Below are 14,246 nucleotides of genomic sequence, written 5' to 3' on the forward strand. Positions count from 1 at the left end.
ATCTATGGAAAAGCACATGAGCGTTTGCCCGTACTGCGGAGCCGGTTGCAAGCTGAACCTCGTAGTCGAGAACGGCTATGTGGTGGAAGCCGAGCCCGCCGACGGTGTAACGAATCGAGGCGAGCTCTGCCTCAAGGGCCGCTATGGCTACGATTTCGTCAACGATACGAAAATCCTCACCCCCCGCCTTACCCATCCGATGATCCGTCGTGAAAAAGGGGCCGAGCTTGAACGCGTGAGCTGGGATGAGGCGCTCGATTTTACGGCTCGGCGCTTGCAGGCCATCATCGACGAGCACGGGGCGGAGGCCATCATGCTCACCGGGTCGTCGCGCGGGCCGGGCAACGAGGCAAACTACGTTATGCAAAAGTTCGTGCGCGCGTGCTTGGGCACGAACAACATCGATAACTGCGCGCGCACCTGCCATGCCGCCTCGGTCATCGGGCTCATGGAGGCGGTCGGCTCGGGTGCCATGAGCGTAAGCATTCCCGTGCTCGAGGAAACCGACTGCATCTTCCTCATCGGATACAACCCCGCAGCAAGCCACCCCATCGTGGCAAGCCGCATCGTCAAGGCCAAGGAGCGGGGCGCAACGCTTATCGTGGCTGATCCGCGCGTGATCGAGACGGCACGCATTGCCGATATGTACCTGCCGCAGAAAAACGGGACGAACATCGCCCTTCTCAATGCGCTTGCGTACGTGATCATTGCCGAGGATTTAGCCGACTGGGATTTCATCGAAGCGCACACAGAAGGGTTCGACGCGTGGTGGGAGGTTGTGCAGCACTACGTTCCCGAAACCGTGGCCGATGCGATCGGCGTTCCCGCCGAGCAGATACGCCAGGCAGCACGCCTGTACGCCTCGGCTGATTCGGCGGTGATCGGGTGGGGCATGGGCATCACCCAGCAGCGCCAAGGGGTCGCAAGCGTGCATGCGATCGCGGCGCTCGCCCTCATCTGCGGGCACATCGGCACGCCTGCGAGCGGTCTTGCCCCCGTGCGCGGCCAGAACAACGTGCAGGGCTCCTGCGACATGGGCATGTGGCCGAGTTTGTATCCCGGCTATCAGCGCGTTGACGATGAGGCGGTTCGCGCGAAGTTCGCGCATGCATGGAACGTACCGATCGAGAAGCTTTCGCCGAAGGAAGGGCGCAAGCTCACCGATCTGCCGCACGGTGTTGCCGACGGTTCGATCCGCGCGTTCTACAACTTCGGCGAAGACCCGCTGCAAACCGAGCCTGACACGGCTCAAATGCGGCGCACGCTCGAAGGTCTCGATTTGCTCATCAGCCAAGACATTTTCATGACGCAAACCACAGCACTTGCCGACGTGGTGTTGCCTGCGACTTCGTGGGGCGAGCACGAAGGCGTGTACACCGCCTCCGACCGTACGTTCCAGCGATTCGAGGCGGCTCTCGAGCCCAAGGGCGAATGCCGCCACGACTGGGAGATATTCCAGGATCTTTCCACCCGCATGGGCTATCCCATGGCATACGCCTCGACCAAGGAGATATGGGACGAGGTGCGCGAGCTCTGCCCGCTGTTCTTCGGAGCCACCTACGAGAAGATGGAAGGCCTCGGGCATGCCCAATGGCCCATTCCCGAACTCGATCATCCGGGAACACCCGAGTTGTACGAAGGCGGCGTGTTTACCACACCCGACGGCAAGGCGCATTTCTTTGCCGCCGAATACGCCGAGCCGACCGAGCTTCCCGATCGCGCGTACCCGCTGGTGCTCTGCACGGTGCGCGAGGTGGGGCATTACTCGTGCCGTTCGATGACGGGCAACTGTAAGGCGCTTGCCGCACTCGCCGACGAACCGGGATACGTGCACCTGAGCCCGGCGGACGCCGAGGCGCGCGGCATCGACGAAGAGCAGCTCGTGTGGGTGTATTCGCGCCGCGGCAAGATCATGGCGCGCGCGGCGGTGGACGAGCGCATCAACGAGGGTGCCGTGTACATGACCTATCAGTGGTGGGTCGGCAAGTGCAACGAGCTCACGCTGCATGCGACTGATGCGCAGTCGGGCACCCCGGAAGACAAGTACAGCGCATGCCAGGTCGAACCCATCGCCGACCAGCTGTGGGCCGAGCGACGCTTGAAGGAGCTCTACACCGATCTCAAGGACCGTTTGTTCGAAGAGGCTTCGCATCAGGATGCAGGTGCAGACGACAGCGCGGCGCGCGGGGCGGGTGGCGGCGGCCTGCATGCGGATACCCTCGACGCCAGCGCGGCGGCCGAACGCGCGGACGCGGTAGGCGGCGAATCGGGGGCGGTAGCGGAAAGCGCGGGCGCACCTGCTGCGAGCATCACCGAGGCTCGGGAGCGCGCGGTTGCCGAAGCGGACGCTGCTGCGCGGAAGGCTTTCGGGACGCAGAACGCACGGCTTGCCCTTGAGCGTGCGTGGGGATCGGAAGAAACCGCCGTGTAGGCGGCCGCGAGCGAAGCGTAAGCGAGGTGAGAGCGGTATGAACAAGTTCGTCGTCGTCAACCCGAATCGATGCATCGGCTGCGATGCATGCGTTGTCGCCTGCAGCGAGAGCCATCGCAGGCTTGCATTGCGTCCTGCCGCGCGCATCTCGCTTGTGCAGACCCGCGATATATCCGCTGCTGTGACCTGCCACCAATGCGAGGGCGCTCCGTGCATGGCCGTGTGCCCGGCTGGTGCGATCATGAGCGAAGGCGATCGTATGCAGGTAGTCGAGGATCTGTGCACGGGTTGTTTGCTCTGCGCCATCGTGTGCCCGTTCGGGGCGGTGTACCCCTCGATGCCCGCAAGTTCCCGTTCGCGCGGCATCCCGTTCGGGCCAACGGCGACGGCACGCTCGTCGGGGCTGCTTCGCCAGAAGGCAGCCGGCGAGTATTCCTGCGTTGCGGTATGCGATCTCTGCGCGAAGGGGAAGGCCGGCCCGCAGTGCATCGCTGCTTGCCCGACGAACGCTCTTTGCGTGGTCGATGAGGAAGCTCTTGAGGCGGCAGGGCGCGAGAAGCGCCTCGGCGCTATCGAGAAAATGCTGGTGGCGGTTCGAGGAGCCGAGCAGGGAGGTGCACAATGACGGCGCACGGCGGTTCGGTTCGCTGTTTCGGTACGGTTCGACGCGGCAAGCCGTACCATGATTTTTCCGCGTGCATCGCGTGCGCGGCATGCGCCGTCGCCTGCGAGCCGCGCGCTATCGGCATCGTTATCGACGAGGGCGAGGGTACGCTTATCTGGACGCTCGACTTCGAGCTGTGCACGTCATGCGGTGCCTGCCATCCGGTATGCCCGACGAAAGCCATGGGCCTTCTTCCCGACGTGAATCCCGCCGATGAGGCCGAGCCGCCGAAACGCTGCGTGTTCGCCCTCGCCGAGTGCGAGGAGTGCGGTGCCTACTACGCTTCGCGCAAGGAGGTCGCCTATGCGAACGCGCTGCTCTCGGAGCTCGACCATGCCGATGCCGCGCTGGCCCGTGCGATGACGAAGCTCTGCCCTGAATGCAAGCGCATTCGCGATGCGCAGGCCGCCCAGCGGCGTGCGGGCATGCGAAGGTAGGCGCACCGAGACACAGCGGACAAGCAGCGTCTCGGTGCCTGTGGGTCCGAAGCCGATTCGCCCTGTAGCGAGCCGGCTCGCATCCTAGTTTTGCGGTCGCGCTATCCGCTCCATACGATCGAACACCTGCGCAAGCGTTTCTTCGCCCACGCGTAGCGCCATGCGCACGAACCCTTCGCCCGCTTGCCCGAACGCAGTGCCGGGTATTACCGACACGCTCGCTTCTGCAAGCATGCGACGTGTGAACTCGCTTGCCGTGAGACCGGTGGCGCGGATGTCGAGGAACACGTACAAGCTTCCTTCGGTTGTCGGGGCGCTCAGGCCATCGATCCTCGCTATGCGCTCGAGCGCGTACGCCCTACGGTTCCGATACGTCTCGTGCACGCGAGCCTGAATATCGGCACGCAGTTCGAGGGCGCGAAGGGCGGCGCGTTGCGACACGGTCGGTGCCACGAACACATTGCTTTCGTTCACCTGGCGCATCGCGGCGATTATCGCGGCGGGCGCCACCACGTAGCCGAGCCGCCACCCGCTCATGCAGAAGTCCTTCGAAAACGAGCGTACGGCAGCCACGCAATCTTTCGATCCTTCGAGAGCCATGAACGGCACGAACGGTTTTCCGAACGAGTACGCTGTATAGATCTCGTCGGCGATGAGCAGCGTTTCGGTCTCCGCGCAGACTTTGACGAGATCCTGCATCTGGTCGCGCGAAAGGCAGACGCCTGTGGGGTTGCACGGCGTGTTCACGATGACGGCTTTCGTGCGCTTTCCGATTGCGGAGCGCAGAGCATCTGCACGAGGGACGAAGCCCTTATCGGGATCGGTGTCTACGATAACCGGCGTACCGCCTGCGAGGTGCACTTGATCGGGGTACGGAGAAAAGTACGGTGCGAAGATGACGACCTCGTCGTGCGGATCGAGTACTGCCGAAAGGAGCAGCCACATCGCATGGCAGCCGCTTGCCGTGACCATCATCTGGTTTTCTGCGAGCGTGATGGCGTAATCCTCGCGCCATGCGGTACGGATCGCCGCGAGCAGTTCGGGGTCCCCGAGCGCGGGAGCGTAATGCGTGTACCCGCACTCGGCGTCTTCGAATGCTGCGCGGATGACGCGCCGGTCGGTATCGAGATCCGGGTCGCCGAGCGCGAGATCGATCACCTCGCCTGCCTGAGCGGCATCGGATGCCGCCATCAGCTCGTCGAGGCCCCGATCGCCGGCGAGGCTCGTTGCAACGAAGCTTCTCATGGCTGCACCTAATCGAATTGCCGGAGGAACTTCGAAACGAGCTTGAGACCGGTCGAAAGCTGCGAGGTGTCTTCGGCGAAGCAGTAGCCGATGCGCAGCCAGCCTTCCCTGTCCATCGCCGAGCCGGGAAGCAGCATCACGCCCGTTTCGTCGAGCAGGCGTTTGCAGAACTCGACGCTGTCGAGGGGGGCGTCGTATTTGAGAAACGCCGTCGTACCCGCCGCCGGCTTCACGTAGGTGATCCGCGGCTCCTGATGCACCCATGCATCGAGTACCGCAGCGTTGGCTTCGACGATCGCGAGGTTGCGGCGTAAAAGCGCTTCGCGATTTTCGATTGCGAGCGTTGCGAGGTAATCGTCGATCATGCCGCAGCTGATCGTGTTGTAGTCGCGTCGGCGGCTGATGCGCTCGATGAGATCGCGGGGCCCCGCCACCCAACCGAGGCGCAAGCCCGCAAGCGAAAACGTTTTCGAGAACGAGCCGACGCTCACGCCTTTTTCGTACAGATCGGCCATGGCGGGGGAGAAGTTCTCGCCGTACGGCGCGTGGTTGAGGCCGCGGTACGCCTCGTCGCACAAAAGCCATGCATCGTGTCCGCGCGCGATCTCGACGATCTTTCTCATGAATTCTTCGCTCATGACTGCACCCGAGGGATTGTTCGGGTTGTTTACGCAGATGAGTTTCATGCCGTCGTTGGCGTACGTGCGCATTTCGTCAAGGTCGGGCATGAAACCGTTTTCGGGCGAGAGCTGGCAGATTTTGACTTCGGCCCCGAGCGATTCGGGAATCGAATAGAGCTGCTGGTAGGTGGGCAGCACGCTGATCACGCGATCGCCCGGTTCGACGAGAGCGTTGAGAACGAGGTCGTTCGCGCCGATGGCTCCGTGGGTGATCGTGATGTTTTCGAGCCCCATGGTGTTGTACAGGCCGGAAATGCCGGTGCGCAGTCTGTCGGAACCTTCGATGGCGCCGTAGGTGAGCTGCATTGAGCGGATATCGTCCCACGCGCTCTCGCCCTTTTCGGCCAAATCGACGAGCTCCTGCACGGTGAGCGATTTGACGCAGGTTTCGGCAAGATTGTATTCGCAGTCGTTCTCGTAGGCGTTCATCCAGATTTCGACGCCGAAGTCGCGGATTTTCATACGTGTGCTCCTTTGCTGTTTGGGTGATGGGTTGTACGCAGCAGTTGCGTGCAGGCTGATACGCGCCGAAGACTTATGTCTTGGCGCTGCACGGGCAGTTTCCTGTTGGCAAGGGTTTCGAAGATCGATGCCGGACGCGCTTTGTGCGCGCAGCGGCCTGGGCTCGGCGGATTTCTGCCGACAAGCAAGTGCGCGTGTCCAAGCAAGACGCGAACGGATATGCGAGAACCGAGTTCGGCGGTTTTCGCGCGGGAGGTTCTTCGATGGGGGCCGACGGATCGGCTAGGGGAGGATCAAGATCCGCATCTGCGAGAAAGCGGATCGTGGCGGCGTAAACGCCGCCGGTTACCATACTTGTTCTGACCTCACTTCTGGTCCTTTCTCGGGGGAATAAGGTGATGCCATTGTAAACGCTCGGAGGCGGAAACAAAAGGTTGAGCCGAGCGCTTGTTGTTCCGTTCGGATGTTTCACGTGAAACATCCGTTCGTTTTTAGCCTACCGCCTTCGCTACCGCCTGCACTGCTGCATCGATAGTCTCGCGGGCGATGCCGCTGTAGCTCATGACGAATCGGCAAAGCGGCGTCTCGCAGTCTGCGTGTTCGAGCATGCGTGTACGGCTTTGGTAAAACCTTGTGAGCGGTGCAAGGGCGACGCCGTGAGCAAGAGCTGCCTCGGCCAGCTCCTCTTCGCTTCGCGGCGATTCGATTCCCAGGATGAAATGAAGGCCCGAATCCTGCGACTCGATGGCGATGCGCGGGGCGATCGGGGAGGCTTTCAAGGCATCGACCAGCTCGTTTCGAACGGTGCGGTAATGGCTGCGCATGCGGTTCACGTGACGCTCGTAGTCGCCGTTGTCGATAAAACGTGCGAGTGCGAGCTGGTCGATCGTGCTCACCGTGCACGAATAGAATCCGAGTTTGCGGGCGAACTGCGCGGCGAGATGCTCGGGCAGTACCATGTAGCCGATGCGGAAAGCGGGACCGAGGCTTTTCGTGAATGTGTTCGTGTAAATGACGCAGTCGCTTGCGTCGATGGCCTGCAAAGGCGGAATGGGCCTGCCCGCAAGTCGGAATTCGCAGTCGTAGTCGTCTTCGATGATCGTGCGTCCCTTGCATTCCGAAGCCCAACCTAAAAGCTCGTAGCGTCGGCTGATCGAAGTGATGCGTCCGGTGGGAAACTGATGGGACGGCATGATATGGAGCACGTCCGCCTCGCAGGCGCGCAAAGGGCCGATCGCGACGCCCTGATCATCCATCGAAACATGCGAGAGCGCGACGTCGTTGTTCTGGTAGATTCGAGTGAGCCGCGGGTAGCCGGGATCTTCGACGGCGAAGCGTCGGTTGCGTCCCAGGAGCTGGACAATCATGGTGTAGAGCGTTTGGGCTCCTGCGCCGACGACGATTTGTTCGGGTGCGACCTGCATTCCACGAAACCCGCTCAGGTGCCGTGCAAGCGATTCGCGCAGCCGCAGCGAGCCAGCCGCCGCCGCTTCGCCAAGCAGGGTCTGCTCCGATTCTTCGGCAAGGGCCTCCCGTATGGTTCTTGCCCATACGGTATAGGGGAACAGGCCCGCTGCGACCGAGTTTCCCGTGAAATCTGCTACGAGCGGGCGCTCGGCAGTTCGTGGGTGAGCGGTATCGACTGCCTTCGGATGCACGATATCCTTTGCCGTCGGTTCGAAGCCAGAAGCGCCATTCGACACGGCGTTTTGCGCCGATGCTGAATCCGATGCATGATGCGGTGGCTGTTCGCTCGGTGCGATCGTGGCGCTTGGGCGTGCAGGTGTTGCATCCAGAGAGAGCGCCGAGAGGGCGAGCGGGCTTGCGAAGTAGCCTTTCCGCTCGAGGGAATACACGTATCCCTCGGCGATGAGCTGCGCGTATGCACCTTCGACGGTGATAAGACTCACCCCGAGATGGCGCGCAAGCGCGCGTTTCGAAGGAAGCTTCTCACGTGCGGCAATCACGCCTGTTTCGATGTCGGCTCGGATGCATTTGTACAGGTACGTGTACAGGCTGTCTTCGCCGCGGCGGTCGAGCGGATAGGTAAGCAAACGTCCTCCTTGCGTTTCGCGTCAAGCGCACATGCGTGCTGGCCAGCGGCTCCGAGGCTCGCGCCCAATCCTTTGATGCCGCGTCCTGCGCACGTGCGTACTGGCTGGCGGCTCCTGAACACGCGTGCGATTCTTTTGACGGTGCACCGTATGCGCGCGGTAGGTTCTGGCTATAAACTGGCAATAACAAATTTACTAAAACTGATAATACCATTAAGACCAAGCGAGCGGTAGGATCGTGCCCTGTACACATACGGGTCCAAGCCGACGCAACGACTCGGGCACCCATCGCAAACGTTAAGGAGCAGCGCATGGCAACGGATCAAAAACAGTCAAACGAACAGGTCGAAGACAGAAGCACTCTCAATCGAGCGCTTGCCCAGATGCTCAAGGGGGGCGTGATCATGGATGTGACCACGCCCGAGCAGGCTTGCATTGCAGAGGAAGCGGGGGCGTGCGCCGTTATGGCGCTTGAGCGGATTCCCGCCGACATCAGGGCGGCAGGCGGCGTATCGCGCATGAGCGACCCGGCTATGATCAGGGAAATCCAGCACGCGGTAAGCATCCCCGTGATGGCGAAGTGCCGCATCGGGCATTTCGTGGAGGCGCAGGTTCTGCAGGCGATCGAGATCGATTACGTCGATGAAAGCGAAGTGCTTTCCCCCGCCGACGACACCTTCCATATCGACAAGACCTCATTCGCCGTTCCGTTCGTATGCGGTGCGCGCGATCTTGCAGAAGCGCTCAGGCGCGTTGCGGAAGGCGCTTCGATGATTCGCACGAAGGGCGAGCCGGGCACGGGTGATGTTGTGCAAGCCGTCCGGCACCTGAGGATGATGAACGCGCAGATAGGCAAGGTAGCGTCACTCCGCGACGACGAGCTGTTCGAGGAGGCGAAGCGGCTGCAGGTGCCCTACGACCTTGTACGGTACGTGCACGAAAACGGCAAGCTACCCGTGGTGAACTTCGCGGCGGGGGGCGTGGCCACCCCAGCCGATGCAGCGCTCATGATGCAGCTCGGCGCTGAAGGTGTATTCGTGGGTTCGGGTATCTTCAAGTCGGGTGATCCGGTCAAGCGCGCACAGGCTATCGTCAAGGCCGTAACCAACTTCGATGACGCCGAGATGATCGCTCGACTGTCCGAAAACCTCGGCGAGGCCATGGTGGGCATAAACGAGCAGGAGATCGATCTTCTCATGGCCGAGCGCGGGAAGTAGGTCTTGGTTTGAATGCGAGAACTGCGGCTGACGCCGTGGGTTGCGACTGTATGGCGCATCGGCCACCGAGTGAGCCGGGCGTGCTGGTTGAAACAAGGGCGTCTTTCGAAATGAGCGTATCTGAGGGACTGTCCTTTGCGGCGCAGACGGTGGCCGTTCTTGCCGTACAGGGTGCGTTCGTCGAGCATGAGCGTCGGTTAGAGCGGTTGGGCTGTTCCTGCATCGAGCTGCGTCGGGCAAGCGATTTGGACAAGGCGTTTAACCGCCTCGTTTTGCCGGGCGGGGAAAGCACCGTGCAAGCGAAGCTGTTGCGCGAGCTCGGCATGCTCGAACCGCTGCGCGAGCGCATCGTTGCGGGCATGCCGGTGCTCGGGACCTGCGCAGGGCTCATTCTTCTGGCAGAGCGCATCGAAGATGCGGCATCGGTCGGCAGCGGCAGCGCGGCGTCCGAAGTGCGCGATTTTGCCACGCTGCCCGTAACCGTGCGTCGCAACGCTTTCGGCAGGCAGCTCGGGAGCTTTCATGCAAACGCGCCGTTCGACGGAGGTGCTGAGGTGCCCATGACGTTCATCCGCGCACCTCTCGTTACCGAAGCAGAAAAGGGCGTCGAAACTCTTGCGCGCGTCGGCGATGCCATCGTGGCCGTCCGGTATCGAAACCAGATCGGGGTGGCGTTTCATCCTGAGCTCGATGAGGACGATCGGGTGCTTGCAGCATTTCTCGCATGCGAAAGCGCCTAGCCTGTCTCAATTTGAGAAGATTAAAATGTTGCACGCATCCCCTGATCGCGGCTGCTATTATCGATAAATAATAAATTCAAGCGACTTGTGCGGTCGGGAAACCGGGGTCTGCGCGGACATCCGATGAACGCGTTGTTGCTGACGAGTATGCGGTTCATCGTGTCGCGCCGGCTCGTAGAGGCTGCAGGCATGCTTGAAGCCGAAGGCTTGGAACGACTATGACTTTTCGAGAGCTCAGCGGACAAGATGCTCGGTGGTTTGCGGCTTCGTATGGATGTCATGCCGACACAACGATTTGGCGCGAAACCTTTGCGGCGAAAGCTCGTTTCCTGACGGGGGAGCAGAACCCACGGGAGTCTCCTTTCGTGCGTCGAGAAATTGCGGAATCGTGGATTCGCAGTGCCGAAACAAGGGTCGATCCGAGAAAAAAGCAGATGGGCGCCCCTATATCGGAGCAACAACATCAGGATGCGATCAGGGAGAACGCATCGCTGATCCTCGCTGCAAAGCCTGCGCTCGATATGGTGAAACGTCTCGGCTTATCCGAAGACTGCACGTTCGAACTCATCGATTCGCGCGGAATCAAGCTCGTCCAAGAAGGCGGTTGCGATCCTTGCCTGCAAAAGGCAGCACGTGTGATTTCGGACGAAGCGACGATGGGGACCAACGCCCATACGCTGTGCATGAAATACAAGACTCCCTTTCAGGTTATCGGACCCGAACACTATTGTTTCGCACTTCACAACCTTGTCGCAAGTGCGGCACCGATCGTAGACGAGTGCAACAGAGTGGTTGCTTCGCTGCTGCTCACCCAGCATGCTCCCCCAGTGCCCTGGCCCAGGTGGTTTCAAAAGATTTTGTCCCGCACGTTCGGATTGATAGCGAGCTCGGCCCTTGCCGTTTCGCATCAGTTTGCATGCTGCCGATGCGAAACGGGTGCGGCCCGAAAAAGCGGAAAGCGAGATCGGGGTCGTCGTACGGTTATCGGAACGAAAGCCCCCGTGCAACCGAACGAGAGTTTCGCTACGCGTTTTTCCGATGTATACGGGGTTTGTTCTGCCATGACGCGTGCGGTCGATAAGGCGAAGCGGTTTGCGCTCGCGGAAGAGAATGTGCTGCTTATCGGCGAATCGGGGACAGGAAAAAATCTCTTCGCCCAGGCGATGCACAACGAACGATGTTGCGATGGCCCGTTTCTGACAATCGACTGCGCAACTATCTTTCCGAAAGGCATCGAAGGTTGTTGTATCGGCCATGAAGTCGGACGCAGTGTCGGGGGCGAACGCGCCGGTGAGCTGGGGATCGTCGAGCGAGCCGAAGGGGGCACGTTGTTTTTTGACGAGGTCGGCGCCTTGTCACCCGATGCTCAAGGTGCGCTTCTCCGCGTGCTTGACGATAGGCAGGCTGTGCGTTTTGGGGGAAGGATGGACAAGCGCGTCGGTTGCAAAGTTATCTCTTCTTCAAGCAAGAATCTTGCAGCGATGGTCGAAAGCGGTTCTTTTCGCGCAGATCTCCTCTACCGTCTTTCTGTGCTGACGGTAGAGCTCGCTCCTTTGCGGGACAGGGGAGTCGATAAGCTCTTTCTCGCCCAATGTTTTCTCGAAGACATGTGCAAGCAAAACCACGGTGGTCCGAAGTGGTTTTCCCGCAAAGCAGAGGCCGTCATCAAAAACCATACGTGGCCGGGAAACGTCAGAGAGTTGAAGAATGCTGTACTTACAGCCTATTTCGCTTCTCGGGGAAGCGAAATAAGTCACGATGACTTTCCGGAATCGGTGCGTGGTTCGACCTCCCTGAATCTCAAAACTGGGTCTGACGGCAAAGACGGCAGTCTATGCACGTTGTCCTTGGCGGCGCTCGAGAAGCAAGCGATCACCTTGGCTATGAAAACCGCGTACGGAAACGTCGAAGAAGCTTCGCACATGCTGGGCATCAGTCGGGCCACGTTGTATCGGCGGCTGAGGCAATACGAAAGCGAACACGCCTGAGGCGAACTCACGCATCGACTCCGAATGCACTCGCGGCTGCAACCTGTCGGCAGCGCGAAGCTAGCCCTCATGAACGCATGCGGCATCCTTCGTGTAGCTTGTCCCGTGCGCAGTTGTAGCCCACGCGTGCAGCGGCGCTTCTTCTGTCCTCATGTGTCTCAGGACGAAACAGCGATGCACGTACATATAAAAAAAATGAGACGGCTCTATCGAGACTGCTGTTCGTGACCTGCGTCTATTCCCAGGAGGTTTGTTGGCACGTTTCATGCATGAAATGGGGTAGAGGAAAAAGCAGCAACAAGACGACGACTTCGGTTCGAGGTTTTCGTAGACGTCGCTGCAGCAATGCCGGACGAGAGCGGTAGGGGGTGGAAACAGCGTCCGAATGGATCCATGCTGTGGGTAAAAGAAGTGCAGCATGATCCCAACAGTCTCTTATGCCTGCGGGTTTATAGCCTGCGGGATACGCTGCAGCCGCATTCGGCTGCACTCGTGTTCTACGATACGGAAAAGGAGGCGACTATGCAGAAAACACATCCTGCCGATGCGAAAGGTAAGAGCAAGCTCGTTACGTTCAAAACCTCGGCCGGCTCGGAGTATCGCATTTGCATAGCTGACGATCCTGCCAATGACGAAGCGTGCATTATTCGCGTCGAGCCGATGGAGCGGCTTCACGCTGCGAGCGATAGTTTTCCCCTCGAGACTTTTACCGGGAGAGAGAAGGAGATATTCCAACTCGTTCTCAAAGGGTATACGAACGCCGAAATTGCCTCGACATTGTGTATTAGCTTATCAACGGTCAAATCCCATATGCAGAAGATTTTCGACAAGGCGAAAGCTGCCAATAGAGCCACGCTGGTTTCCAAATTCTATTGCGGTTGCTAGCGCCCTTTCTGGAACAAAAGGCAATCAAGTACGGCGGAAAACCCGACGAGGGCTTTCCGCCGTGGAATTTCATCAGCCCGCGAACAGCGGGAGGATCACGTACATAAGCACGAACGACCAAATGATGCAGATGGAGAATATGCAGAGCTGGATCAACGCGATTACGTGGTACGACCCTTTGTAGCGGAACAGCGCCATGACCTTTTCGACCATGGGAGCGAAGATGGTGGCTCCGATGGCGATGGTGAGCACGGCCACTACGATGTCGCTGATCGTACCGGTTGCAGCATAGCTGCCGACGATGGCCGACACGAGTACGATACCCGGGAAGGTGAACGCCCATCCCTCTTTCTTCCACTTCGGATAATAGATGAAGATGGCGAGCGCCGCAACGACGATCTGCGAGGCGATGAGCAGCGGGAAGTTTCCTGCGCCGTAGGCCGGCTCAAGCGGATTGAGGAACCAGCCGATGATCGCGCCGACGTACATGGCAACCGTAGCGATCGAGCTGCCCCAGATGGCGAGCTCGCCCACATCGCCGAACACGCGGTTGAGGAAGAACGAGGTCGGCGAGGACTTCGCTTCCTCTTCTTTGATCTCTTCGGCCGGAGGCGTCTCGGGCTCGACGATCTTCATCCAGGGGAACAGCTTGAACAGCGCCGTGCACAGCGGTACGACGATGAACACGCCGATCGAGACCGCGACGAACAGGGGAAGCGCAAGCGGTCCCACGACGAACGTTTGGAGCACGTAGACAACGGGGAACGTGATGAGCGTGCCGAGCAGCACCGACGTCGCGATCTTCGCGGCGCTCACGCCGAAGAAGAGTACGAGAACCTGAACGGTAAGGACTACGGCGAACGTGGGAATCCATCCCGTCCATCCGGGGTACAGCTCGCCGAAGACCAGCATTCCCAAAAGGATTGCAGCGGCGGTAGCGAAGAACATGCCGCTGAAGATGTGTCCGTGGCCGTCTACACCGGTCCCTGCGTAGCGAGACTTCTTACGCTCGAGGTAGGCGGCAACGAACCCACCGATGATCATGAAGATCGATGCGGGAACGGAGGCGATGAAGGTAGCTTCGGTGAAATCTGCGAAGTACCACATCACCTTATAGAATACCGTGCCCTCCATGGCGCCGGTGAGCATGGTGCCGAAATCATGGATGTAGTTGTTTTCCATCAGCATCGGCTGAAGTGCGTTCATCGCGGCGAACAAGACGATCGCGCCGACGACCGTGCCTATGAAAACCGGCAATATTTCTTTCCGAGAAGTTGTGGTGGAGTTTTGGTCCATGCTAACTCCTTTCCTGTATGCAAAAAGGGGTCGAACCCCTGCGTTGTGCAGGGTAAACCAATGCTGATCGCATAGCATTCGGCCCAGCGGTCATGCCGTTGTGCCAAGGAAAAAGGGTGTTTTCATCATACGGGTCCAGCTCTGAAA

Annotated in this window: 11 protein-coding genes; 7 read left to right on the top strand and 4 right to left on the bottom strand. The window is 60.0% G+C overall.

The features are described from left to right. The first annotated feature begins 4 nt into the window (after nt 1-4). The 3 genes from fdhF to FJE54_RS05380 are packed head-to-tail and all read left to right on the top strand — an operon-like array spanning nt 5 to nt 3,532. A complete protein-coding gene (gene fdhF / locus FJE54_RS05370) occupies nt 5-2,431 on the top strand; it encodes a formate dehydrogenase subunit alpha (protein WP_139651682.1) in 2,427 nt (808 codons plus the stop codon). 37 nt (nt 2,432-2,468) lie between these two features. Further along, a complete protein-coding gene (locus FJE54_RS05375; protein WP_139651683.1) occupies nt 2,469-3,056 on the top strand; it encodes a 4Fe-4S binding protein in 588 nt (195 codons plus the stop codon). Continuing rightward, nucleotides 3,053-3,532: a 4Fe-4S dicluster domain-containing protein gene (locus tag FJE54_RS05380; protein ID WP_139651684.1), complete on the top strand. Its 480-nt coding sequence runs from the start codon at nt 3,053-3,055 to the stop codon at nt 3,530-3,532. The genes FJE54_RS05375 and FJE54_RS05380 overlap by 4 nt, the downstream gene beginning before the upstream one ends. Before the next feature lie 84 nt (nt 3,533-3,616). On the opposite strand, the gene FJE54_RS05385 is transcribed toward FJE54_RS05380, so the two are convergent. From FJE54_RS05385 to pdxR, 3 genes are all read right to left on the bottom strand, one after another. Continuing rightward, nucleotides 3,617-4,777 carry an aminotransferase class I/II-fold pyridoxal phosphate-dependent enzyme gene (locus tag FJE54_RS05385; protein WP_139651685.1) on the bottom strand — a complete coding sequence of 387 codons (1,161 nt, stop codon included), beginning with the start codon at nt 4,775-4,777 and terminating at the stop codon, nt 3,617-3,619. Between the two features lie 8 nt (nt 4,778-4,785). Then, nucleotides 4,786-5,919 (bottom strand): aminotransferase, encoded by a 1,134-nt coding sequence (locus FJE54_RS05390; protein ID WP_139651686.1) that lies wholly within the window; start codon nt 5,917-5,919, stop codon nt 4,786-4,788. A 491-nt stretch (nt 5,920-6,410) separates the two neighbouring features. After that, nucleotides 6,411-7,973, bottom strand: coding sequence for a MocR-like pyridoxine biosynthesis transcription factor PdxR (pdxR, locus tag FJE54_RS05395; protein WP_139651687.1), 1,563 nt, complete (start codon nt 7,971-7,973; stop codon nt 6,411-6,413). A gap of 311 nt (nt 7,974-8,284) precedes the next feature. Between pdxR and pdxS the strand changes: the two genes are divergently transcribed. From pdxS to FJE54_RS05415, 4 genes are all read left to right on the top strand, one after another. Next, the gene (gene pdxS / locus FJE54_RS05400) at nt 8,285-9,190 is read left to right on the top strand and encodes a pyridoxal 5'-phosphate synthase lyase subunit PdxS (protein ID WP_139651688.1); all 906 of its coding nucleotides are present in this window, start codon (nt 8,285-8,287) and stop codon (nt 9,188-9,190) included. Between the two features lie 110 nt (nt 9,191-9,300). After that, complete coding sequence (gene pdxT / locus FJE54_RS05405; protein WP_139651689.1) at nt 9,301-9,930, top strand: pyridoxal 5'-phosphate synthase glutaminase subunit PdxT; 630 nt, start codon at nt 9,301-9,303, stop codon at nt 9,928-9,930. 1,001 nt (nt 9,931-10,931) lie between these two features. Continuing rightward, nucleotides 10,932-11,918 (top strand): sigma 54-interacting transcriptional regulator, encoded by a 987-nt coding sequence (locus FJE54_RS15970; protein ID WP_180326579.1) that lies wholly within the window; start codon nt 10,932-10,934, stop codon nt 11,916-11,918. A gap of 393 nt (nt 11,919-12,311) precedes the next feature. Continuing rightward, nucleotides 12,312-12,803, top strand: coding sequence for a response regulator transcription factor (locus tag FJE54_RS05415; protein ID WP_180326580.1), 492 nt, complete (start codon nt 12,312-12,314; stop codon nt 12,801-12,803). Between the two features lie 72 nt (nt 12,804-12,875). Here the strand turns inward: FJE54_RS05415 and FJE54_RS05420 are convergent, their stop codons facing one another. Continuing rightward, complete coding sequence (locus tag FJE54_RS05420) at nt 12,876-14,099, bottom strand: putative antibiotic biosynthesis monooxygenase (RefSeq protein ID WP_139651692.1); 1,224 nt, start codon at nt 14,097-14,099, stop codon at nt 12,876-12,878. Nucleotides 14,100-14,246: the final 147 nt, after the last annotated feature.

The organism is Raoultibacter phocaeensis (assembly GCF_901411515.1).
GTDB lineage: Bacteria > Actinomycetota > Coriobacteriia > Coriobacteriales > Eggerthellaceae > Raoultibacter > Raoultibacter phocaeensis.